Genomic DNA, 20,662 nt, shown 5'->3' on the forward strand with positions numbered 1-20,662 from the left:
ATGGTCTACCCGATGCTCGATAAGGCTCGACGAGACGGGCTCGACCGAGTGCGCGGAGTGGCCGGCATCGGCATCATTCCGCGCGATTGGCGCGCGCGCTCGCCGCGACCCCGAAAGCGGCTGCTCGGGGGCGGCAGGCTCGATCCGCGCGTCCTGTGGGCACGCCGCAGGCAGTTGTGGGAGCGCAGACCGGATCCTCGCGACCTGTGGCGGCGCAAACCCACCGGCGAGCAGGTGCTCGCGCTGGCGCGCAAGCACAAGGTGCTGCTGGCCGGACTCGCCGCGACCGCGGTGTTCGCCGCGGGCGACACGTCGTTCGCCGGGATGGTCACCGATCGCACTCCGGCGCCGGATCGCGCCCAGCTCGTCGCCGTCGCGTATCCACCGCAGATGCAGAACACCCCACCCTCGGTGACCAGGTTGCTGAACGCGATCGCCAACGGCGAGCGGCTGCGGGAGCAGGCGGTGGTCGCGGCCGCCGCGCGCGCGACGCTCGAACGCGCGAAGGCCGAAGCGGCCGCCGCCGTCGCCGGCGAGCGTCAGCCGTGGATGACCGGCACCGCGCCGGTGCAGCCCGGGGCGCTCGCGCCGGGCGGCAGGGGCTTCGCGCTGCCCACGCGCGGCATCTTCACCTCGGGCTTCGGGTCCCGCTGGGGCACCTTCCACAACGGCATCGATATCGCCGGCCCGATCGGCACCCCGATCTACGCGGTCGCCGATGGCACGGTCATCGATGCCGGACCGGCGCAGGGCTTCGGTCTCTGGGTGCGGATCCGCCACGACGACGGCAGCATCACCGTCTACGGGCACATGTACGACTTCTTCGTCTCGGTCGGCGAACGGGTGCCCGCGGGGATGCAGATCGCCCGCATGGGCAATCGCGGCGACTCCACCGGCCCGCACCTGCACTTCGAGGTGATCGTCGGCGGACAGCACGTGGACCCGCAGCAGTGGCTGGCGATGCGCGGACTCACGCTCGGCTGAGCGGCGACTCCGTGGCATCGTGACGGACCTGCTGTCCGCGTGGACCGGTGCGTATGGCCGCGGATGCCGAGGCGCGGGCTCAGACCTCGATGCGACCTTCGACGGCGGCCAGGCCGATGTCCGTGCGGTAATGGCTGCCCGGCAGTTTGATCGCGGCGATGCGCTCGTAGGCGCGGGTGCGGGCCTCGGCGAGATCGGCGCCGACGCCGACCACGTTCAGCACTCGTCCGCCCGCGGAGACCAGCGTCCCGTCCTCGCGCTGCGTGGTGCCCGCGTGCAGCACCGTCGTGTTTTCGCCGGACGCGCCCTCGCCCGCACCCGAGATCGCGTCGCCAAGGCGCGGGCGGCCCGGGTAGTTCTCGGCGGCGAGCACCACGGTGACCGCCGCGCCGTCGCGCCAGCGCGGCGGCTCCACCTGCGCCAGCGTGCCGGTCGCGGTGGCGTGCAGCAGCTCGCCGAGCGGGCTGTCCAGCAAGGCCAGCACCGCCTGCGTCTCGGGATCGCCGAAGCGGCAGTTGAACTCGACCACGGCGGGGCCGGCCGCGCCGATCGCCAGCCCGGCGTACAGCAGGCCGGAGAAACCGCTGCCGCGCCGCACCAGTTCGGCGGCGACGGGCTGCACCACGTCCTCGACGATCGCGGTGACGGTCTCCTCGGGCAGCCAGGGCAGCGGCGTGTAGGCGCCCATGCCGCCGGTGTTCGGCCCGGTGTCGCCGTCACCGACGCGCTTGTGGTCCTGCGCGGGCAGCAGCGGAACCACCGTCTCGCCGTCGACCAGGCAGAACAGCGAGACTTCCGGGCCGTCCAGGAACGATTCCAGCAGCACCGGGTGGCCTTGCTCGAGCAGTTCGGCCCCGTGCTCGCGCGCGGCGGAACGGTCCGCGGTCACCACCACGCCCTTGCCCGCGGCGAGTCCGTCGTCCTTCACCACCCAGGTGGGACCGAAGCGGTCGAGCGCGTCGTCCAGTTCGGCCGGGTTGTCCACCACCTCGCTGTGCGCGGTGCGCACGCCCGCCGCGGCCATCACATCCTTGGCGAACGCCTTGGAGCCCTCGATCCGGGCGGCCGCGGCCGACGGCCCGAAGCACGGGATGCCCGCCACCCGCAGCGCGTCGGCGACGCCGAGCACCAGCGGGACCTCGGGGCCGATCACCACCAGGTCGGCGTCCACCTCGGTAGCCAGCGCGACCACGTCCTCGGCGGCGCACGGGTCGACCGGGCGGACCTGCGCGTGCTGGGCGATCCCGGCGTTGCCGGGGGCGGCGAAGAGCGCGGTCACCGCGGGGTCCCGGCGCAGCGCCAGGACGAGGGCATGTTCACGGGCTCCGGAACCGATGACGAGTACACGCACGGCAGACAGCCTAAACGAGCCGTCCGGCGGGATCGCGGCTGCCGGTGCGCGCGAAGGGGATGATGAATGGGGACAACCGATGTGGCGGCATTTCGCTCACCTGGGGCCTGACCACTCGTGCCGCCGGAGCACCCGAAGGAAGTGCGCAGATGGGTCTGATCGACGGACTGATGGGCAACGCCGGCCGGATCGATCCGGGGCAGGCGCAACAGGAGTACGCCAAGCTCCTCGGCAACGGCGAGCAGGTTTATGCCGCATACCTGCTGGTCCGCGACGCGATGCTGTTCACGAATCGCCGCCTGATCCTGATCGACAAGCAGGGCGTCACCGGCCGGAAGGTGAGCTACCACAGCGTTCCCTATCGCGCGATCACCCACTTCTCGGTGGAGACCGCGGGCACCTTCGATCTGGACGCCGAATTGGCCATCTGGATCGCGGGCACCGCGGAACCGCTGCTGAAGCGGTTCAACCGGCAGGTGGACATCTACGAGGTGCAAGGCATCCTGTCGCACTTCGTCGCGGTGTAGCGCGCGGGGCCTGCGCCTCGGTGCAGGGACGCGTCTACGCTGCGGGACATGGCTTCTGTCTTCAGCGCGATCATCGCCGGCCAGCTCCCAGGCCGTTTCGTCTGGGCGGACGACGAGTTCGTCGGCTTCCTCACCATCGCCCCGGTCACCCCTGGTCACACGCTCGTGGTGCCCCGCAAGGAGATCGACCACTGGCAGGACATCGACGCCGACACCTTCGCCCGGCTGACCGCCGTCGCCCAGAAGATCGGCCGGGCCGTGCGCGCGGCGTGGGACGCGCCGCGCGCCGGTCTGCTGATCGCGGGTTTGGAAGTGCCGCACCTGCACGTGCATGTGTTCCCGGCCTTCTCGCTGGGTGACTTCGACATCTCCGGCGCCGACCCGAACCCGAGCCCGGAGTCCCTGGACGAGGCCCAGGCCAAGATCAAGCAGGCGCTGCGCGACCTCGGCTACGGCGCCAACGTCCCCGACTGACCCGCCTCTCCGGGCATCAGGCCGTACGAGTTGGGTGGCGCTGGATTTGCGTTCAGGTCCTGCGTTGGGTGCCACGCGTGTTCTGGGCGTAGCCGGTGAGTTACCCATGTTCGAGCGAGATCAGTTGTCGCCTCGATCGTGTGGGGTCCGGCCGCTTGCGGTCAGCTCGCCACGTCGTGCAGGGGTGTATCGACTCCGCCGACCGCTACCGTGGCCAGAGTCTGGCTCGGGGTCCAGTAGATCCGGCCGTGCTCGAAGTCCTGATACGTACCCGTGTCCCACGGGATCTCGTCGGTCGTCGGCCAGCCCAGCGGGCCGTTCTCGAAACCCGAGCGGTTCCAGCGGTCGCGGATCGCGCCGTGCACCCAGCACACGGTGTCGCTCGTCTGCCGCCGGTAGAGCGCGCCGCCTTGGAAACCTTGCACTTCACCCGCCGTCTGGCCGTCCGGGCCGGGCAAGACGGCGCGATCGGTGATCGGATAGCCGAGCGGACCGGCCTCCCAGCCCAATTCCTCGAACTTTCCCCACAGTGTCTCCGGGATGGCGTGCGCGCCGGTGTCCGGATGCCAATAGATGTACCCGTGCTCGAACTGCGCGAAGCGACCCGCGCCGTCGGGCGTAGCGATCTCGCCCTCCGTGATCCGCTCACCCAGCCATGGATTCGCCGCCGCGCAGTCGTTGATCGCGTTCGGCTCCGGGTCGCCCGGCTCGCCGGTGGCGAAACCGCGCACGTCGTCGGCGAACACGTCCCAGGGGAAATTGGGTCCCACGTCGGTGTGCGTGCCGATGCCCAGACACTCGGTGACGTACTTGTGGTCGGAGATTCCCTGCCGCCGCTGGTAAGGCGGCGCGATGACATACGTGTCGAACCCGTATTTGCGCGCGTCCTGCACCGCGAGCCAGGCCGCGATCCTGATGTCGTCACGGATGCGCAGCCAGTCGTCCCGGCTCCACGCGACGCGGCTGCCCGCGAAGCAGAGGTTGATCGTGAACGAGTTCGCGTCCAGCACCGACCAGCTGGCCAGATCGGTGTCCACCACGTCGACCACCACGCGGTCGCGGACGGTGTAGTGATAGCTCACCCCGTTCGCCGGATTGTTGAGATAGTTGGCCAGGCTTTCGGCCGTTCCGTTGCCTTCCTGGGTGTGCAGCAAGAAATTCTCGATGCGCGCCCCGTGACGGCTGGACGCGGAGTCGCCCATACGGTCCAATTCGACGTATTCCGGCTTCTGCACGGCTCCCCCTGGATTCGACAGAGCCTTCGACCACTGGCCGTAGTCGTCGGCGAGGACTTTGTTGACATCGACGACGACGCCCGCCACTCGGTCGCGGTCGATGCGGATCTGATGGATGTGCGCGGCCGGATGGTCGCCGTTGATCGACGAATCGCCCGACCAGTTGTGTTGCCAGAACCAACTGGCGACGCCGTCCTCGAGCGCCCAGTCGATGCATCGGGCATTGCCGTACATACCGGTCCATTCCAACCCGACGACCGACGCCCAGCCCCGCAGAAACGGGGCGATGAGTGAATTCCACTCCGCCAGCGTCGGATTGGCGTCGACCGGGGCATACAGCGGACGGAAGCCGGGTCCGCCGGCCGCGATGTGGTAATCGAGCGCGATCCGCGCATGTCGCACGCCCGCGGCGTAACCACCTTTCCAGTCCGCCGTCTCTCCCTTGCCGTACTGGTAATTGGTCACTATCTCGAGCCCGATGGCGCGTAACCGGTCGCAATATTCCCGCCGCAGCGGCTTCGCACCGAAATTCGTGCCCGGACGGGAATCACTGAAGTAGCCGATGACGCCCGCGTACCCGGCGTCCTTGATCGCTTGCGGCTCGATGAGCGCCGCGGAGAAGTCGATCAACTCAGTCATCGCGCACCCCCTGGGTCGTACGAGCCCGCGCAACGTTCGGCAGTAACGCGTTGAATTCGTACATCTCAGTAACTTTCAGCAGATGGTGAACCCGACAGAGCTAGAGTCGCCCGAATGTGCGCGAAGTATGCCCACATGTCTAGTTTGTAGCTCATCCGGTGTTTGCGCGTGACCTGATCTGGCTCAGCACGAGACCTGTTTGCGCACACCAGACTACAAACGGACTCGTAGCCGAAAACATGCTCGTCAGTCGGTAATCAGATCTGCTGATCGTTCGCCACCGACCGTCATACTGGTCGGCCGCTTCGCAGACCGTTGCCTCCGGACCGCATTGTCGAATTCCCCTGTTGCCGCACCGAATCCGGACCGGACGCATTCGCAGAACGTTCACCGTACACCGGTGACAGCTGTTTCCGGCCCCAGTCGCGTCGCGCGGGCCGAACAATCGAAGTCGTGAGCGGTCCGCTCGGGCCACATCGGTTCCGCACCCGTGGGCGACCGGCCCACCTATATTCCTGTCCAGTCCCCTGGAGCGACCGCACACCAGCCGACCTCGATCCGGCGCGGTCTCGCCGCCGCCGTCCCTCGTGGCGGATCGAACCACCCGGCATTCTCGGGCTCGCCCCGAGGCTCACGGCCTCCACCACTGAGCGATACATGCGCGGCGACCCGGTGGAGTTCCTGCCGGATCGAAACCGACCACCGCTCACCTACTACATAGGCCACGGCCGATCGATCAGCTGCACACTCGCAGCAACTCCATTGAGCCCTCGTCAGGGGTGCACCGACGACCGCTCGCTGACAACACCGACGGCCTCTACCACTGAGCTACACGCCCAGCGGCTGGATGGAGCCCCCTGTCAGGATTGAACTGACGACCGCTCGCTGACAACATCGGGCACGGCCTCTACCACTGAGCAACACGCCCAGCAGCCGGATGGAGCCCCCTGTCAGGATTGAACTGACGACCGCTCGCTTACAAGGCGAGTGCTCTACCACTGAGCTAAGGAGGCGGGAAAGCGGTTGTCATCATAGCCCGGTACGGCGTCCGCCTCACAACGGAATGCGCGTTCGACGCCGAACGCGACCGTACCGGCCCGACAACCGCTTTCGAGCGAAGCGAGATCGAGCTTGCGCCGTTCGCGACCGAACTCGCGGCCGAGTGGCCGCCGCGCGACCAGGTCGCGATCGGCGGTCACTCGGACGCGAGCCGTCAAGCGGCCGCGAACACGCCGCGCCGAGGGCGCGACGGTTCAGACAGAGCCCTGACGGGCCGCGTCGTCCGCGGCCATGGCGTCACGCAAGCTCTTCGGACGCATGTCGGTCCAGTTCTTCTCCACGTACTCGACACAGGCGGCGCGGCTGTCCTCGCCGAACACGACTCGCCATCCGGCTGGAACCTCTGCGAAGGCCGGCCACAAAGAGTGCTGTTCCTCGTCGTTGACCAGGACGAAGAAGCGGCCGTCTTCATCATCGAAGGGGTTGGTGCTCAATTTCACCTCACTGGATACTGGCGCTATGTACGGGATCGCTCCTGGTTCACCCGGCGCCTGGTTGCTGCCAACCCCTGGCGCCGAGAGACCCCGAGCGTTGTTTCGACACTAGCAAGCAAGACGTTACGCCTGGGTGGTTACCTACGCTGTCACCCCCGCCGACGCGCAATCAGCCCGCAAAGAAGTCCAGAAGAATCTTGTTGACCGCCTCCGGCCGTTCCAAATATCCGAAATGCCCGGCGTCCGGTATCTCCTGGTACCGCGCACCCGGAATGACCTCGGCGATCTCCCTGGACAGATACGGCGGAATCATCCGGTCGTCGGCGAATCCGATCGAAAGACACGGCACGCGGATCCCCCGGTAGGCCTGCACCCGGTCGAAATCGTGGTCCATCCTGCGCTGCGCTCGAATGCCGGGCGGGACCGGCCCGCCGGTGAACTCGAACAGGTCGAGCCAGTCGCGCGCGGCGTTCGGTTCGGCCATGGTGGCGGGTGACAGATTCATGACCGCGGTGATCGCCGCCTCGTATTTGGGCGGCAGTTTCACCCCCGCGGCGTCGAGCTCGTGCTCGCCCAGCGACAGCGTCTTCTGGAACTGGTCCAGCCGCCCGTGTCCGGCCATGAACACCGCCTTGCGCACGAGGTCCGGGCGGGCCAGCGCCAGTTCCTGGGCCACGCGCGCGCCCATCGAGGTGCCCACCACCAGCGCCGGGCCCTCGTCGAGGAACTCGATCAGGGCGGCGGTGTCGGCGACCAGCTCGTCGATGGTCATGCCGGAGGCCGCCTCGAAGGACGGGGCGATCCCGCGGTTGTCGAACGTGCACACCCGGTAACCGGCCGCGACCAGGGCCGGGACCTGGTGCAGCTCCCACACCCGGCCGGGACTGCCGGTACCCATGATCATGACCACGAGCGGCGCGGAGCCCTTGGCGCGGTCACCCTTCACCTGATAGTTGAGGGAAATCCCGTTCACCGTGGCCAGCGGCATGTCGACCCTTTCGTGGAGTTGGTGCTGCGTTCCCCACGGTATAGGGACCGGCGGGGAAGACGCACCGACCGGGGTGCCTCGGCGGCCTCGTACCGCGCTTCGGCCAACGCCCCGGCGAGTGCACCTCCCAGCGTCGCATACCATTGACTTTTCGCAGGGCAAGAGCGCACTGAGCCGGGAGGACTTGACGATGGCCGCGAAGGGCAGCGCGAACGACATTGCGGACGACGATCTGGAACCGCTCGCCGACGAAACCGCGCGTCAGGCGCAGCGGGTGGTCGCGGCCTACGCCGAGGACGCCGACGAATGCCGGATGTTGTTGTCCATGCTGGGTATTGGACCGAACGCTCGAGGCGAATAACCTCGTTCTCGACGCCAACGGCGACGTCGACTACACAACTCCAGCGGGATACAGCAACGCGCAAAGGATGCGTGAGTGGACCAGATGAATCCGTCCGACGACTCCGAGCACGCCAGAGACACCTCGACTGCTGACGCCGCGGCGGAGAACACCGGCTCCGGTGCGGGCTCCGGTTTCGTCGTCGTCGCCAACCGGCTCCCCGTCGACCTGGAACGACTGCCCGACGGCAGCACCCGATGGAAGCGCAGTCCGGGCGGTCTGGTGACCGCGCTGGAATCGGTCCTGCGGAACAACAAGGGGGCTTGGGTCGGCTGGGCGGGCGTCCCCAACGTCGACGTGGACCCGATCATCGAGGACGGTCTCGAACTGCATCCGGTCCCGTTGTCCGCGGACGAGGTGGCCGACTACTACGAAGGCTTCTCCAACGGGACGCTGTGGCCGCTGTATCACGACGTGATCGTGCGGCCGGTCTACGACCGCAAGTGGTGGAGCGCCTACGTCACCGTGAACCGGCGTTTCGCCGAGGCCACCGCCAAGGTCGCCGCCGAGGGCGCGACCGTGTGGGTACAGGACTACCAGCTGCAGCTGGTGCCCAAGATGCTGCGCATGCTGCGCCCGGACCTGACCATCGGGTTCTTCCTGCACATCCCGTTCCCGCCGGTCGAGCTGTTCATGCAGATGCCGTGGCGCACGGAGATCGTGGAGGGCCTGCTCGGCGCCGATCTCATCGGCTTCCACCTGCCCGGCGGCGCGCAGAACTTCCTCTATCTGGCCCGCAGGCTGGCCGGTCAGCCCACGTCACGCGGCTCGGTCGGGGTCCGTTCCAAGCTGGGCGTGGTCCAGGTCGGATTCCGCACGGTGCGCGTCGGCGCGTTCCCGATCTCGATCGCCTCCGCCGAACTGGACGAGCACTCCAGGCGCCGTTCGGTGCGCGAGCGCGCCGCCAAGATCCGGGCCGAGCTGGGCAACCCGAAGAACATCCTGCTCGGAGTGGACCGGCTGGACTACACCAAAGGCATCGACATCCGTCTCAACGCGCTCGAGGAGCTGCTGATCGAGGGCCGGATCGATCCCTCCGAGACGGTGATGATCCAGCTGGCCACCCCCAGTCGCGAGCGGGTGGAGAGCTACATCCAGATGCGCGGCGACATCGAACGCCAGGTCGGCCGGATCAACGGCGAGTTCGCCCGGGTCGGCTATCCGGTGGTGCACTACCTGCACCGCCCGATCCCGCGCGACGAGCTGGTGGCGTTCTTCGTGGCCGCCGACGTGATGCTGGTGACCCCGTTGCGCGACGGCATGAACCTCGTGGCCAAGGAGTACGTCGCGTGTCACAGCGGGCTCAACGGCGCCTTGGTGCTGAGCGAGTTCACCGGCGCGGCGGCCGAGCTGCGGCAGGCGTACCTGTGCAACCCGCACGACCTCGACGACGTGAAGGACGCCATCGTCGCGGCGCTGGAGGACGAGCGCGACGTCAAACGCAGGCGGATGCGTTCGCTGCGCAGGCAGGTGCTGGCCCACGACGTGGATCGCTGGGCGCGGGCCTTCCTCGACGCTTTGGCGCAGGACCAGGTCGCCGGCAGCGCGTTGCTGACCGACGACGACGTCTACCCCGAGGACCGCGAGCCACGCTGAAGCCGGCGTTCACAGGAACCACCCAGCTTGGGTCCAGGAAGTTCGCAGGCGGATAGCGGACCATGAAGCCATGAGTGGTGCGCCCGGGCAGCAGACGCCAGAGGCCAGGATCCTGGTGGTCGACGACGAGCCGATGATCGTCGAACTGCTCGCGGTGAGCCTGCGCTACCAGGGCTTCGAAGTGGACACCGCGGCCGACGGCGCGCAGGCGCTGGACAAGGCGCGCAGCTTCCGTCCGCAGGCGCTGATCGTGGACGTGATGATGCCCGGCATGGACGGGTTCGGCTTGCTGCGCCGACTGCGGGCGGACGGCGTCGACGCGCCCGTGTTGTTCCTGACCGCGCGCGACGACGTGCAGGACAAGGTCACCGGCCTCACCCTGGGCGCCGACGACTACGTCACCAAGCCGTTCAGCCTGGAAGAGGTGGTGGCCCGGCTGCGGGTCATCCTGCGCCGGGCGGGGCACGCCGCGCCGCAGCGGGAGAGTTCGCGCATCCGCTTCGAGGACATCGAGCTCGACGACGACACCCACGAGGTGTGGAAAGCGGGCGAGCCGGTCGCGCTGTCGCCGACGGAATTCACCCTGCTGCGCTACTTCATGGTCAACGCGGGCACCGTACTGAGCAAGCCGCGCATCCTCGATCACGTCTGGCGCTACGACTTCGGCGGCGAGGTCGGCGTCGTGGAGACCTACGTCTCCTACTTGCGCAAAAAGGTCGACACCGGCGATACCCGGCTGATCCACACTCTGCGCGGCGTCGGCTACGTGATGCGCGCGCCTCATCGCAAGAGCGGTACATGAGCCCGGGCCGGATCGCCACGGCGCGCGCGAAGGTCTCCGGCCTGCTTTCCGCCGTTCCACTGCGCGTGACGCTGATGGTCCTGCTGGTGCTCACGGCTGGGCTCGGGTTGCTCGTCTCCGGCATGGTCGTCACCTCGGCCCTGGACCAGCAGCTGACCGACCGCACCGACCAGCAGTTGCGCGACGGCGCGCGGGAATGGTCGAGACGCCCGCCGCCCCCTCCGGTGCTGCCGCCCGACCCGCGCCACGCCCCGAGCCAGTTCTACGTGCGCTCGATCCGCAACGATGGGCGCGTGTTCGTCATCTCGGCGTTCGCTGTCGACTCCGAGCCGGCTCTGCCCACGACCGCACCGTCCGGCCCGTACACCGTCGATTCCGTGAACGGCGGGCCGATCCGGTGGCGTGTGCTGACACTGCGCACACCGGACGGCACCACGACGGTGGCGCTGCCGCTCACCCAGAACACCGACACGGTGCACCGGCTGGTGATGCTCGAGCTGATCGTCGGGGCGGTCGTCCTGGCGGTCCTGGCGGTGCTCGCCTACTTCGTGGTGCGGCGCAGCCTGCGGCCGCTGCGGCGGGTGGAGAGCACCGCCGCGGCCATCGCCCGCGGCGATCTGCACCGGCGGGTCCCGGTGCGCAATACCAACACCGAGGTCGACCGGCTGTCCAGGTCGCTGAACGGGATGCTGGCGCAGATCCAGCGCGCGTTCACCGCCACCGCCGCGTCCGAGGAGGCGGCGCGCCGGTCGGAGGAGCGCATGCGCCGGTTCATCGCCGACGCCAGCCACGAGCTGCGCACACCGCTGACCACCATCCGCGGCTTCGCCGAACTGTATCGCCAAGGCGCCACCGGCGATCCCGCCGCGTTCATGGACCGCATCGAGCGGGAATCGCAGCGGATGGGCGTGCTCGTGGAGGACCTGTTGATGCTCGCGCGGCTGGATGCGCAGCGTCCGCTGGAGCTCGGCCCGGTGGATCTGCTCGCCGTGGCCAGCGACGGAGTGCACAACGCACGGGCTGTGGTCGCCGCGGGGCGATCCGACGGGCCCGTCCGCACCATCGAACTGAAGATCGAACCCGGCGAGGGGACGCTCGAGGTGATCGGCGACGAAGCGAGGCTGCGCCAGGTCCTGGGCAATCTGCTGAACAACGCCCTCACGCACACCGCGCCCGACGCACAGGTGACGGTGCTCTTGCGGCCCCGCCCCGACGACGTGCTGCTCGAGGTGGCCGACACCGGCCCCGGTCTGCCGCCGGAGGATGCCGAACGAGTCTTCGAGCGCTTCTATCGCACCGACAGCTCCCGCGCCCGCAGCAGCGGCGGCACCGGGCTGGGTTTGTCCATCGTGCAGGCGCTGGTGACCGCGCACGGCGGCGAAGTCGGCGTGCGCAGTTCGCCCGGCACCGGAACGACGTTCACCGTGCGGCTACCGCGCAGGCAGCCTGCGGAGGCGTCCTAGCGGATCCCGGTCGACGGTCAGACCGGGGTCACCGCAGAGACCAGCCAGTGCGAATCCGATTTCGTCAGCGTGACCCGCACGCGGCTGCCCGTGGTGGTGCCCTGCGGGGTGTCCTTGCTCGTCATCACCTGGTTGAGAAACAGCAGGACCTGCGCGTGCGAGCGGTCGGCGGAGATGACACCGGCCGCCTGCGTGGTCGCGGTGACGGTGAGCTGCTTCTCCTTGGCGCCGGGCGCGATCTGCTTCTCGATCAGCGTCAGGTAGTCCGTGCGGAAATCACCGGTGAGGTTGTCGGCGGACTTGGGCAGTTCGGTGTCCACCGTCTGCGGGTTGTAGGTGAACATGGCCTCGACGGTGCGTCCCGCCGTCGCGACCGCGTCCTTGCGGGACTGCTCGGCCTGCCGGTCGTCCCAGTAGCGGTAGCCGTTGACGCCGCCGACGATCGCGGCCGCGGCGACCACGACACCGAGCACCGCGAGCAGGATCCTGGCTCGAATTCCGTTCATGCTGGTCATGCCACGAACTCCACGTCCGACACGGTCAGCCCGGAATCGCCGCGCGCGACGGTGACCCGGAACCGGTAGTACCTGGTCTGCGGCTCGGCCTGGCCCGCATTGGTCAGCGTCTGTTTGGCGGCGACCAGCACCCGCCCGGAGCGATCGTCGTCGCTCTCCAGCGCGGCCTCCACGATCTCGCCGCTGGAAACCACTTTCGCCTGCTGCACGATGCTGGTGAACGGGTCGACCCGGCCGTCGAACTCCGTCTTGAACTCTCCGGAGGCCAGCGAGAGGATCCGGTCGATGTCCTGCTTGGCCGAATCGGCGCGAATGGTGGTCAGGTTGACGATCGCCTGCCTCGCGGTCTCCACGTATTCGGCGCGACGCTCGTCGCGTTGGTGCGCGGAGCGCATCGCGAGAGCCGAGAGGGTCGCGCCGCAGACGAGCGCTACGACCAGCAGCGCGGCGGCGGCCATCGCGAGAATGCGGGGAAGGCCGCGACCCTGACCCGGGGCGGGCTTCTGCTCGGCGGACGGCGCTTCGGAGACCTGCTCGGCCTGGGTTTTCGTCAAGGCGACCGCCGCCTTGCCCGCGTCGGCGGTCGAGTCGCTCCGGGCCGGTGCCGATGCGCCCGGGGTGCCCGACTCGGTGGCTTCGGAACTCGATCCGTTGTTCGGGCCAGCGGTTTCGGTCGCAGCGGAGACCTCGGCGGCGGTCTTCGCGCCAGCGGCTGTCGTGGTCTTCACACCAGCGGCTGACGCGGTCTGCGCATCAGTGGCGGTCGCGGTCTGCGCGCCGCCGGTCTCGATTCCCTCGACCGGCGGCCCGGCCGAGCGCACCGCACGCCGTCGCGTGCGGTGGCCTTCTCCGTTGCTCTCACTCATCGTTGCTGCTCCTCGAGCATCGCCTGCCAGCTCGACGGTACCGTGCCCGAACCGCTCGGTCCGATATCGCCCTGTCGGTATGTCCGACCGTCGGGGCCGATGTAGACGCCGCTGCCCGGGTCGTAGGCTCGGGCCGCGGCTGGCGTGCCGCCCCCGTAACTCGCCGGCGCGACGACGGGCGGCTCATCGGCGGGCGCCGCCGCGGGCGCCACCGGCTGCGGCGGCCCGAACGGCGGGTTATTTCCCAATGGAACGTACCCGGTCCGGCACATTTCCGGCGTCGGGGCGCGCACGCCGGGCACCTCCGCGCACGGTGTGTTGCGAATGCCCCGCACCGCCTCGGGAGCGTCCTGCGGCACCTTGCAGTACAGGCCCGAGGGCGTGTCCGGGGTGTCGAGCAAACTCGGCGAGCGGCGCTGGTCCGGCGGGAGGAAGCCGGTCGTGCAGGCGGGCGGGTCGTTGACCAACGCCATGAAGTCGACCAGGGCTCCGTATTCGAGCGGGCCCCGTACCGCGGTGAGCAAGGCGGCGACCAGCGGCGGATACACCACGAGGATCTGTTCCAGTCCGGCGTGATACGTGACCGCGACCTGGCCGACGCTGACCAGGTTCGACAGTAGCAGCGGCAGCGTGGGACGCAGATCGTCGAACAGGTTGGTCACCCGCTGCATCGCGGACGGACCCTCGCGCAGGATGCCGCGCAGCGCGGGGTCGTGGCCACGCAACTGGTCGGTGACCGTCGCCAGGTCGGCGGTCCAAGAGCGGATCGCGGCGTCCGAGCGGGTCTGGGTGTCCAGCAGCGGCCCGATCTGGTCGAGCAGTTGCTTCGTCGGTTCCGCGTTCGCCTGCGCTTCCTGGACCAGCAGCGACGCGGAGTCGATGAACCGCTGCAAGTCGGGTCCCGCGCCGTTGAACGCGACGAACGCCTCGTCGATCACCTGTTTCAGCCGGGTGTCCGCGACGCTCGACAGCAGCCGGTCGGCCTGGTCGAGCAGCGCGCCGACGTCTTGCGGCAGCTTGGTGCGCTCCACCGGGATCACGCTGCCGTCGCGCAGGTTTCCGCCCGTGCGGTTCTGCGCGGGCACGAGGTCCACGTATTGCTCGCCGACCGCGGAGACGCTGCGCACCCACGCGTCGACGTCGGAGGGGATCTTGTAGTCGCTGGCGATGGACAGCTTCGCGTCCACGCCGACCGGCGTCAGCCGGACCTCCTTCACCACGCCGACGTTCGTGCCGCGATAGGCGACGTTGGCCGTCGGATACAGCCCACCGGTCGCGGCGAGCTGCACGGTGACCTCGTAGCGCCCGATGCCGAACATCGCGGGCAGCTTGACGTATGTGCCGCCCATGACCACCAGGCCGATCACCGTCAGGACGGAGAAGATGATCAGCTGGGTACGGACGAACCGGGTGAGCTTCACTGTCCCGGACCCCCTTCCGGCGCGGTGTTGCCCGGCATGGGCACGGTCAACCCGGGAATGGCGGGAATGCCCGGGATCGGCGGCAGTCCGGGGATGGTCGGGGCGGGCTGGCTCGCCGCGGGCGGCGGCGCCTGCAACGGCCCGGTGGCCGGGTCGCCGTTCTGCGCGGCCGTGCCGGGCGCGAAACTGCCGAGCGCGCCTTCCACGCCGCCGAACCGTCCGCCCAGCGGCGTTCCGGTGAGGAAGTTCGAATCCAGCCGCTTGCCCGTGATGTCCACGGTCATGAACAGATTGAGGTAGTCGCCCTTGATCGCGTGATCCAGGTTCTTCATCGGGAACGGGAAGGTGGCCAGGATCTTCAGCGCTTCGGTCAGGTCGCTGCCGGTGTCCGACAGCGACTTCAGCACCGGCACGAGGCTGCGCAGGTTGGCCTTCAGGTCCTCGCCGCTGGCGTCGACGATGCGCCGCACGACGTCGCTCAGCTCGCCCAGCGCGGTGATCGCCCGGGTGATGTTCGCGCGGCGGTCGGCGAGCACGGTCAACGCCGGATGGATCTGCTCGATGGCCGCGGCCACCACGTCGCGCTGCTCGGCGAGTTGCCCGCCGAGCCGGTCCAGCCCGCTCATGGCGGCGATGATGTCGCCGGTCTGGCGGTCCAGGTTCGTGGTCAGCTCGTTCAGCTGCGGCAGCAGGTCCCGGATGGCCTCCTCCCGCCCGGTGAGGGCGGAGTTGAGTTCGTGGGTGATGGTCTCCAGCTGCGCGACGCCACCGCCGTTGAGCACCACCGACAGCGAGGACAGCACCTGCTCGGTGGTCGGGAAGGTCCCGGCCCGCCCCAGCGGAATGACGTCGCCCGCCTGCAACTGCCCCTGGGGGGCTTGATCCGTCGGCTCGGCGAGTTCGAGATGGTTGGACCCGAGCAGACTGGTCTGCCCGATCTTGGCGACGGCGTTCGCGGGCAGGTGCACATCCGGGTTCAGCCGGACGGTGACCAGCGCGTGCCAGTCCTCCACCTCGATCCCGGCGACCGTGCCGACCGTGACGTCGTGCACCCGCACCGGCGAATTCCGGGTCAGCGTGGTCACATTGGGCATCTGGATGCGGACTTCGTAGGAGCCCGGCCCAGTGCCCTCGGTGCCTGGCATCGGCAGCGAGTTCAGTCCGTCCCACTGACAGCCGGAGACGCCGAGCGCCACCGCCAGCCCCGCCGCGACCGCGGCGGTCCGGCGCATCCGCCGCGTCGGCATCATCGCCCACCTCCTGTCAGGCCCGGAATCGCCAGACCGGCGAGACCCTGCGGCACGCTCACCGGAGCGGGCTGCGGCTGCTGCGGAGTCTGGTTCGCCACCCGCCCGGCCAGGCTGGGATCGGTGTACACCAGCTGGTCGGGGAACGCGGTCACACCGCTGGCCGGGTTCGTCATGATCGGCACGTAATTCATGCTCAGGCTGTTGATCACAGGCGCCAGGTACTGCGCGCACAGGTCGGCGCTGCGGTCGGCGTCGTTGGTCTCCAGCGCCCGGACCGAACCGCACAGGAAGCCGAGCGGGTCGGCGGGGTTGTTCAGCGCGATCGCGCCGGTCAGCGTGCCCTGGGCCGGTTTGTAGATCTGGTAGAAGTTGACCAGCGCGGTGGGGCCTGAGTGCAGGACGCGTTCCAGTTCCGGCCGCTTGTCGACCAGCACCTGGGTGGCGTCGGCCAGCCGCTGCACGCCCTCGGTGAGTTCGGCGCCGCTGCCGTCGATGAACCGGCGCACGTCGACGATCGCCGCGTCCAGGTTGTCCAGTCCCGCACCGAGGTCCGAGGAGACCCCCGCCAGCACCGAGGACACCGACGCCAGCCGTCCGCCGAACTGCACGATCTGCTCGTTGCTCGCCGACAGCACCTCGACGAACTTCTGCAGGTTGCGCACGGTACCGAAGAGGTCGGTGCGACCGTCCGACAGCGTGCTCAAAGTCGCCGACAGCTCCCGCAATGTGTCGCGGAACCGCTGCCCGTTGCCGTCGAGGTTGTCGGCGGCGGTGTCGACGAAGCGGCCGAACGAGCCCTGCTTGTCGTCGCCGACCGGGCCGAGCGCGGTGGCCAGCTTGGACAGCTCGGCCTTGATGTCGTCCCACTCGACCGGCACCGCGGTGTGCTCGATCGGGATCACGCTGTCGTCGCCCAGCTTCGGTCCGCCGGTGTAGGCGGGCGCGAGCTGGATGAAACGCGCCGACACCAGCGATGGCGAGATGATCACCGCCTTCGGGTCGGCGGGGACGTCGACTCCGCGATTCAGGGTCATCGTCACCTTCACCCGGTCGGCGCCGGGCTCGATGGCGTCGATTCGGCCGACCTTGACGCCGAGTACCCGTACGTCGTCGCCCGCGTACAGGCCCGACGTGGACGGGAAGTAGGCGGTGACCTTCGTGGTGCCGATGCGGGCGATGCCGTTCCACGCGACCGCGACCACGAGCGCCGCGACGACCACTCCGGCCAGCACCAGCGCCCAGCGGGGCAGTTTTCGTACGACGTTCAGCATGCACATCCCTCCGGACGCGGCTCCCCCGCCGTCGGAGCCGATCCGTCGACGGCTCGGGACGGGTGCGGGATGGACGGGTGATGCCCACTCATCGCGGCGGCTCCTGTATCGCGGGTTCGATCGAGGGGGGCGGCGTGAGGTAGCTCTGCAGATCGTTCGGCAGGTGCTGCGGCCACACCAGCGCGTCCACCAGCGGCTGCAGCGTCTTGCTCGCGGCGTTGATCACGTACGCCTGGAAGTAGGGGCCGCTGCCGACCTGTTCGCCCAGGGCGGCGGCGAACGGGCCGAGCCCGTCCAGCGCGTCGGCGAGGTTCTGCTTGTTGCGCTGCAACAGCGCAAGCACCGAATTGAGCTTGTCCAGCGCGGGTTTGAGCTGCGCCTCGTTGTCGGCGACCAAACCGGACAACTGCTGAGCGAGTCCGTTGACGTAGACGATCAGCTGCCCGAGCGCGGTGCGCCGCCGGTCCAGCTCTCCGAGCAGTTCGTTGCCGTCCAGCAGCAGCGCGTTGATCTGGTTGCCGCGGTCGGCGAGGATCTTCGTCACGCTCTGCGCCCGCTTCAGCAGATCCGTCAGGGCCTGGTCGCGCGCGTTGATGCTGCGCGACAGCGCGGTGACGCCGTCGAGCGCCGAGCGCAACGGCGCGGGCGTGTCGGCGAAGGTGGCCGAGAGCGCGTCCAGGGTCTGGTCGACGCGGTCCAGGTCCAGGTCGTGCACCGTGCCCGCCAGTTCGCTCAGCGCCTCGTTCAGCGAATACGGTGAGGTGGTGCGGTCGAGCGGGATGGTGTCGTCGGTGCGCAGCGCGCCGGAGCCGGACGGCGTCACCTCCAGGGATTTGCGCCCGAGCACCGTGTTGGTCTTGATGGCCGCGGACGTTCTCTCGCCCAGCACGATCGACTCCGCGAGGGTGAAGCGCACGAGCACCTTCGCGCCGTCCAGGCTGACGTTCTCCACGCGCCCGGACCGCACGCCCGCGACCTGGACCGGGTCGCCGGGGAGCAGCCCGCCCGCGTCGGCGAAGTAGGCGGTGAATGTGGCGCCGGAACGGATGAACGGCAACCGGTCGAATTGCAGGGCGGACAGCGCCACCGCCACGGCGAGCACGAGGCCGACGATGCCGATGGTGATGGCGGGTGATCGCTGCTCGTTCATCGGTTGTCCGCACACCTTCCGGTCGTCTGCGCCCCGGGCATGTTGATCTTCATCGTCTGGCCGTTCGGGCCGTCCACCAGGAAATTCGTCGAGCAGACGTAGAGCTGGAGGAAGGAGCCGTATGAGCCGATGCGGATCAGCTGGCGATAGGTCGACGGCAGCCGCTCCAGCACCCACTGCACCGTGTCGGACCCGGCGTCGAGATTGGTTGCCAGGCGTCCGGTCTGCTCGATGGTTCCCTGCAGGTCGGGGCGGGCCTGGGCGAGCAGGTCGGTCAGGTCGCCGGTGGCCCCGGCGATGCGCGGGAGCGCGTCGCCGATCTGGTCCTTGTCGGCGGCCAACCCGCTGATCAGGCGCTGGAGTTCGGCGATGGTGGTGGCGAACTGGTCGCCGCGCTGGTCGATCGTCTGCAACACCGTATTCAGGTTGTTGATGACGCTGCCGATCAGCGCGTCTCGGTCGGCGAGCGTCTTGGCGAACGAACCGCCGCTGTTGAGCAGGGACACCAGCGTGCCGCCCTGGCCCTGGAAGATCTGCAGCAGCGCGTTGGTCAGGTCGTTCACCTGTCCCGGATCCAAGCCGCGCAGCAACGGCCGGAACCCGCCGAGCAGCATGTCCAGATCCAGCGCGGGCGCGGTCTGCTCCTTGACGATGGTGCCGCCCGGCTGCAAGACCCGGTTCGAGCCCGGCCCCTCGGACAGCTCGAGATACCGGTCGCCGACCAGGTTCTCGTATTTGATCGCCGCCCGGGTGCTGGTGAGCAGCCGGTACTTGCGGTCGACGTCGAACTCGACGTGCGCCAGATAGTCCTTGCCGACCTGTACCGAGGTGACCGAGCCGACCGGCACGCCCGCGATGCGCACCTTCGCACCGGGCAGCATGCCCGAGGAGCTGGTGAACACGGCGTGATAGCCGTTCTCCCGCGCGAAGCGCATCTGGCTGAACACGACCGCCAAGCCGGCGAAGATCAGCGTCATCACCAGCGTGAAGATGGCCAGTTTGACGGTGGTCGCGGTGTTCCTCACGGGCGCGGCACCCCCGGTAGTCCGGCGAACAGGATCTGGAAGATCTTCGGCGGGTTCACACTCAGCGTCGTCGACGGCGTGTACACGTGACCTTCCGAAGTGTCGGTGACGACATAGTTCGAGTGGCTGCCCGGCACCCGGTCCAGGATGCCCGCGCACTGCGGACCGCCGGTCGCGTTGACCTTGGGCAGATCCTCCGGGTAGGTGTACGGCTTCGCGCCGTACATGAAGCCGGTGTTCAGCGCGACGCCTTCCTGCAGGCCGCCGAAGACCGCCTCGCCCATCGGCAGCGCTTTGCCGAGGCCGCCGATCAGGCAGTACAGCGCGGGCGCGTATTCGTCGAGCAGGCCGGTGGTCGGGCGCAGCAGGTCCAGCGCGGTGCCGAGCTGGTTCTCGTTGTCGCGCAACACCGATCCGGTGGTGTCGGCCAGGCCGGTGAGATTCACCAGGACGTTGTCCAGGCTGTCCTGCTCCTGGGCCAGGGTCCGGCTGGTGACCGTGAAGTTGTCCACTGTGCGCAGCAGGTCGTTCACCGTATCCGCGTACAGCTCGGTGACCTGGCCGGTTTTCGCCAGGTCCTGTTGCAGCGCCGGCAGATACGGGTTGATGTCGCGCAGGTAGGCGTCGCTCTGCTCGAGCAGTGCGCCCAGCTTCTCCCCGCGACCCTGCAACGCGGTGCCCAGCGCGGACAGCGTCGCGTTCAGCTTCTCCGGTTCGATCTTGGCCAGCACGTCGGACAGGTGCTGGAACAGCGTGTTGAACTCGACGGTCACCCGTTGCGCGGTGACGACCGCGCCCGGTTGCAGCGACGTGGTCGAGGGCTGTTGCGGAACGATGAAGTTGACGTACTTCGCGCCGAACACCGTGGTGGACCTGATGTCGACGTCCGCGTTGGACGGCACCAGCTTCAACAGCTCCGGATCGAGTGCCAGCTTCAGCCGGGCGCCCTCGTCGGTGTTGTCGACGGAGTCCACCCGGCCGATCTCCACCCCGCGAACCTTCACCTTGGCGTCCGGGTCCAGCACCAGGCCGCTGCGCGGTGCGTCCACCGTCACGGTGGCCGTAGGCGTGAACCCGCCGACGAACATGATCAGTGCGACCGCCACGACGGCGACCAGCGCGAGCACCATCGCGGCCCCGGCCAGTTTCAGGCCGAGCCCGCCGCGCAGCGCCTGCATGAGGCGGCTTTCCGTTTGCTTCGATTCCGCCATG

Annotated in this window: 20 protein-coding genes and 2 tRNA genes; 7 read left to right on the plus strand and 15 right to left on the minus strand. The window is 68.7% G+C overall.

Going from position 1 to position 20,662, the window contains the following annotated elements; translation table 11 throughout:
• Window positions 1–12: 12 nt before the first annotated feature.
• Window positions 13–984 (plus strand): M23 family metallopeptidase, encoded by a 972-nt coding sequence (locus ABZ552_RS17990; RefSeq protein WP_357438372.1) that lies wholly within the window; start codon window positions 13–15, stop codon window positions 982–984.
• A 79-nt stretch (window positions 985–1,063) separates the two neighbouring features.
• On the opposite strand, the gene purD is transcribed toward ABZ552_RS17990, so the two are convergent.
• Window positions 1,064–2,335: a phosphoribosylamine--glycine ligase gene (gene purD, locus ABZ552_RS17995; RefSeq protein ID WP_357438375.1), complete on the minus strand. Its 1,272-nt coding sequence runs from the start codon at window positions 2,333–2,335 to the stop codon at window positions 1,064–1,066.
• Window positions 2,336–2,484: 149 nt separating this feature from the next.
• Between purD and ABZ552_RS18000 the strand changes: the two genes are divergently transcribed.
• The gene (locus ABZ552_RS18000; protein WP_043718981.1) at window positions 2,485–2,862 is read left to right on the plus strand and encodes a PH domain-containing protein; all 378 of its coding nucleotides are present in this window, start codon (window positions 2,485–2,487) and stop codon (window positions 2,860–2,862) included.
• Between the two features lie 48 nt (window positions 2,863–2,910).
• Complete coding sequence (locus ABZ552_RS18005) at window positions 2,911–3,336, plus strand: HIT family protein (RefSeq protein ID WP_357438378.1); 426 nt, start codon at window positions 2,911–2,913, stop codon at window positions 3,334–3,336.
• A 161-nt stretch (window positions 3,337–3,497) separates the two neighbouring features.
• Here ABZ552_RS18005 and ABZ552_RS18010 read toward each other — a convergent pair whose 3' ends face one another.
• The 6 genes from ABZ552_RS18010 to ABZ552_RS18035 form a co-directional block, all read right to left on the minus strand.
• Window positions 3,498–5,210 carry a glycoside hydrolase domain-containing protein gene (locus ABZ552_RS18010; RefSeq protein ID WP_281877170.1) on the minus strand — a complete coding sequence of 571 codons (1,713 nt, stop codon included), beginning with the start codon at window positions 5,208–5,210 and terminating at the stop codon, window positions 3,498–3,500.
• An 848-nt stretch (window positions 5,211–6,058) separates the two neighbouring features.
• Window positions 6,059–6,131: transfer RNA gene (locus ABZ552_RS18015), tRNA-OTHER, on the minus strand.
• Between the two features lie 17 nt (window positions 6,132–6,148).
• A tRNA-Thr gene (locus ABZ552_RS18020) sits at window positions 6,149–6,223 on the minus strand.
• The gene (locus ABZ552_RS18025) at window positions 6,203–6,409 is read right to left on the minus strand and encodes a hypothetical protein (protein WP_281877168.1); all 207 of its coding nucleotides are present in this window, start codon (window positions 6,407–6,409) and stop codon (window positions 6,203–6,205) included. Before ABZ552_RS18025 ends, ABZ552_RS18020 begins: the two co-directional genes overlap by 21 nt.
• 54 nt (window positions 6,410–6,463) lie before the next feature.
• Complete coding sequence (locus ABZ552_RS18030) at window positions 6,464–6,703, minus strand: MbtH family protein (RefSeq protein ID WP_067795192.1); 240 nt, start codon at window positions 6,701–6,703, stop codon at window positions 6,464–6,466.
• A gap of 169 nt (window positions 6,704–6,872) precedes the next feature.
• On the minus strand, window positions 6,873–7,691 hold the full coding sequence (locus ABZ552_RS18035; protein ID WP_159842162.1) for an alpha/beta hydrolase: 819 nt from the start codon (window positions 7,689–7,691) through the stop codon (window positions 6,873–6,875).
• A gap of 190 nt (window positions 7,692–7,881) precedes the next feature.
• On the opposite strand from ABZ552_RS18035, the gene ABZ552_RS18040 reads away from it, so the two are divergent.
• The 4 genes from ABZ552_RS18040 (at window position 7,882) to ABZ552_RS18055 (ending at window position 11,952) form a co-directional block, all read left to right on the plus strand.
• Window positions 7,882–8,052: a hypothetical protein gene (locus ABZ552_RS18040; protein ID WP_169334155.1), complete on the plus strand. Its 171-nt coding sequence runs from the start codon at window positions 7,882–7,884 to the stop codon at window positions 8,050–8,052.
• Between the two features lie 84 nt (window positions 8,053–8,136).
• A complete protein-coding gene (locus ABZ552_RS18045) occupies window positions 8,137–9,687 on the plus strand; it encodes a trehalose-6-phosphate synthase (RefSeq protein ID WP_281880719.1) in 1,551 nt (516 codons plus the stop codon).
• 70 nt (window positions 9,688–9,757) lie between these two features.
• Window positions 9,758–10,489, plus strand: coding sequence for a response regulator transcription factor (locus tag ABZ552_RS18050; protein WP_281877166.1), 732 nt, complete (start codon window positions 9,758–9,760; stop codon window positions 10,487–10,489).
• The gene (locus ABZ552_RS18055) at window positions 10,486–11,952 is read left to right on the plus strand and encodes a HAMP domain-containing sensor histidine kinase (RefSeq protein WP_357438384.1); all 1,467 of its coding nucleotides are present in this window, start codon (window positions 10,486–10,488) and stop codon (window positions 11,950–11,952) included. Before ABZ552_RS18050 ends, ABZ552_RS18055 begins: the two co-directional genes overlap by 4 nt.
• Window positions 11,953–11,969: 17 nt before the next feature.
• On the opposite strand, the gene ABZ552_RS18060 is transcribed toward ABZ552_RS18055, so the two are convergent.
• The 8 genes from ABZ552_RS18060 to ABZ552_RS18095 form a co-directional block, all read right to left on the minus strand.
• The gene (locus ABZ552_RS18060) at window positions 11,970–12,467 is read right to left on the minus strand and encodes a h domain protein (RefSeq protein WP_281877163.1); all 498 of its coding nucleotides are present in this window, start codon (window positions 12,465–12,467) and stop codon (window positions 11,970–11,972) included.
• The gene (locus ABZ552_RS18065; RefSeq protein WP_357438387.1) at window positions 12,464–13,333 is read right to left on the minus strand and encodes a hypothetical protein; all 870 of its coding nucleotides are present in this window, start codon (window positions 13,331–13,333) and stop codon (window positions 12,464–12,466) included. Before ABZ552_RS18065 ends, ABZ552_RS18060 begins: the two co-directional genes overlap by 4 nt.
• On the minus strand, window positions 13,330–14,754 hold the full coding sequence (locus tag ABZ552_RS18070) for an MlaD family protein (RefSeq protein ID WP_281877161.1): 1,425 nt from the start codon (window positions 14,752–14,754) through the stop codon (window positions 13,330–13,332). The genes ABZ552_RS18065 and ABZ552_RS18070 overlap by 4 nt, the downstream gene beginning before the upstream one ends.
• Entirely contained in the window at window positions 14,751–16,004 is a 1,254-nt protein-coding gene (locus tag ABZ552_RS18075) for an MCE family protein (RefSeq protein ID WP_228829719.1), read from the minus strand. Before ABZ552_RS18075 ends, ABZ552_RS18070 begins: the two co-directional genes overlap by 4 nt.
• Window positions 16,001–17,281, minus strand: coding sequence for an MCE family protein (locus ABZ552_RS18080; RefSeq protein ID WP_281877159.1), 1,281 nt, complete (start codon window positions 17,279–17,281; stop codon window positions 16,001–16,003). Before ABZ552_RS18080 ends, ABZ552_RS18075 begins: the two co-directional genes overlap by 4 nt.
• Before the next feature lie 82 nt (window positions 17,282–17,363).
• Entirely contained in the window at window positions 17,364–18,425 is a 1,062-nt protein-coding gene (locus ABZ552_RS18085) for an MCE family protein (protein ID WP_281877157.1), read from the minus strand.
• On the minus strand, window positions 18,422–19,450 hold the full coding sequence (locus ABZ552_RS18090) for an MCE family protein (protein WP_281877155.1): 1,029 nt from the start codon (window positions 19,448–19,450) through the stop codon (window positions 18,422–18,424). Before ABZ552_RS18090 ends, ABZ552_RS18085 begins: the two co-directional genes overlap by 4 nt.
• Window positions 19,447–20,628 (minus strand): MCE family protein, encoded by a 1,182-nt coding sequence (locus ABZ552_RS18095; RefSeq protein ID WP_281880718.1) that lies wholly within the window; start codon window positions 20,626–20,628, stop codon window positions 19,447–19,449. Before ABZ552_RS18095 ends, ABZ552_RS18090 begins: the two co-directional genes overlap by 4 nt.
• Window positions 20,629–20,662: the final 34 nt, after the last annotated feature.

It is taken from the genome of Nocardia sp. NPDC019219 (assembly GCF_040632645.1).
GTDB classification, from domain to species: Bacteria; Actinomycetota; Actinomycetes; order Mycobacteriales; family Mycobacteriaceae; genus Nocardia; species Nocardia sputorum.

Bases quoted from the DNA above. Each gene is read 5' to 3' on its own strand.
- ABZ552_RS17990 (WP_357438372.1), top strand. From the start codon at position 13: ATGCTCGATAAGGCTCGACGAGACGGGCTCGACCGAGTGCGCGGAGTG.
- ABZ552_RS18000 (WP_043718981.1), top strand. From the start codon at position 2,485: ATGGGTCTGATCGACGGACTGATGGGCAACGCCGGCCGGATCGATCCG.
- ABZ552_RS18005 (WP_357438378.1), top strand. From the start codon at position 2,911: ATGGCTTCTGTCTTCAGCGCGATCATCGCCGGCCAGCTCCCAGGCCGT.
- ABZ552_RS18010 (WP_281877170.1), bottom strand. From the start codon at position 5,210: ATGACTGAGTTGATCGACTTCTCCGCGGCGCTCATCGAGCCGCAAGCG.
- ABZ552_RS18035 (WP_159842162.1), bottom strand. From the start codon at position 7,691: ATGCCGCTGGCCACGGTGAACGGGATTTCCCTCAACTATCAGGTGAAG.
- ABZ552_RS18040 (WP_169334155.1), top strand. From the start codon at position 7,882: ATGGCCGCGAAGGGCAGCGCGAACGACATTGCGGACGACGATCTGGAA.
- ABZ552_RS18045 (WP_281880719.1), top strand. From the start codon at position 8,137: ATGAATCCGTCCGACGACTCCGAGCACGCCAGAGACACCTCGACTGCT.
- ABZ552_RS18050 (WP_281877166.1), top strand. From the start codon at position 9,758: ATGAGTGGTGCGCCCGGGCAGCAGACGCCAGAGGCCAGGATCCTGGTG.
- ABZ552_RS18055 (WP_357438384.1), top strand. From the start codon at position 10,486: ATGAGCCCGGGCCGGATCGCCACGGCGCGCGCGAAGGTCTCCGGCCTG.
- ABZ552_RS18060 (WP_281877163.1), bottom strand. From the start codon at position 12,467: ATGACCAGCATGAACGGAATTCGAGCCAGGATCCTGCTCGCGGTGCTC.
- ABZ552_RS18065 (WP_357438387.1), bottom strand. From the start codon at position 13,333: ATGAGTGAGAGCAACGGAGAAGGCCACCGCACGCGACGGCGTGCGGTG.
- ABZ552_RS18075 (WP_228829719.1), bottom strand. From the start codon at position 16,004: ATGATGCCGACGCGGCGGATGCGCCGGACCGCCGCGGTCGCGGCGGGG.
- ABZ552_RS18080 (WP_281877159.1), bottom strand. From the start codon at position 17,281: ATGTGCATGCTGAACGTCGTACGAAAACTGCCCCGCTGGGCGCTGGTG.
- ABZ552_RS18085 (WP_281877157.1), bottom strand. From the start codon at position 18,425: ATGAACGAGCAGCGATCACCCGCCATCACCATCGGCATCGTCGGCCTC.
- ABZ552_RS18095 (WP_281880718.1), bottom strand. From the start codon at position 20,628: ATGCAGGCGCTGCGCGGCGGGCTCGGCCTGAAACTGGCCGGGGCCGCG.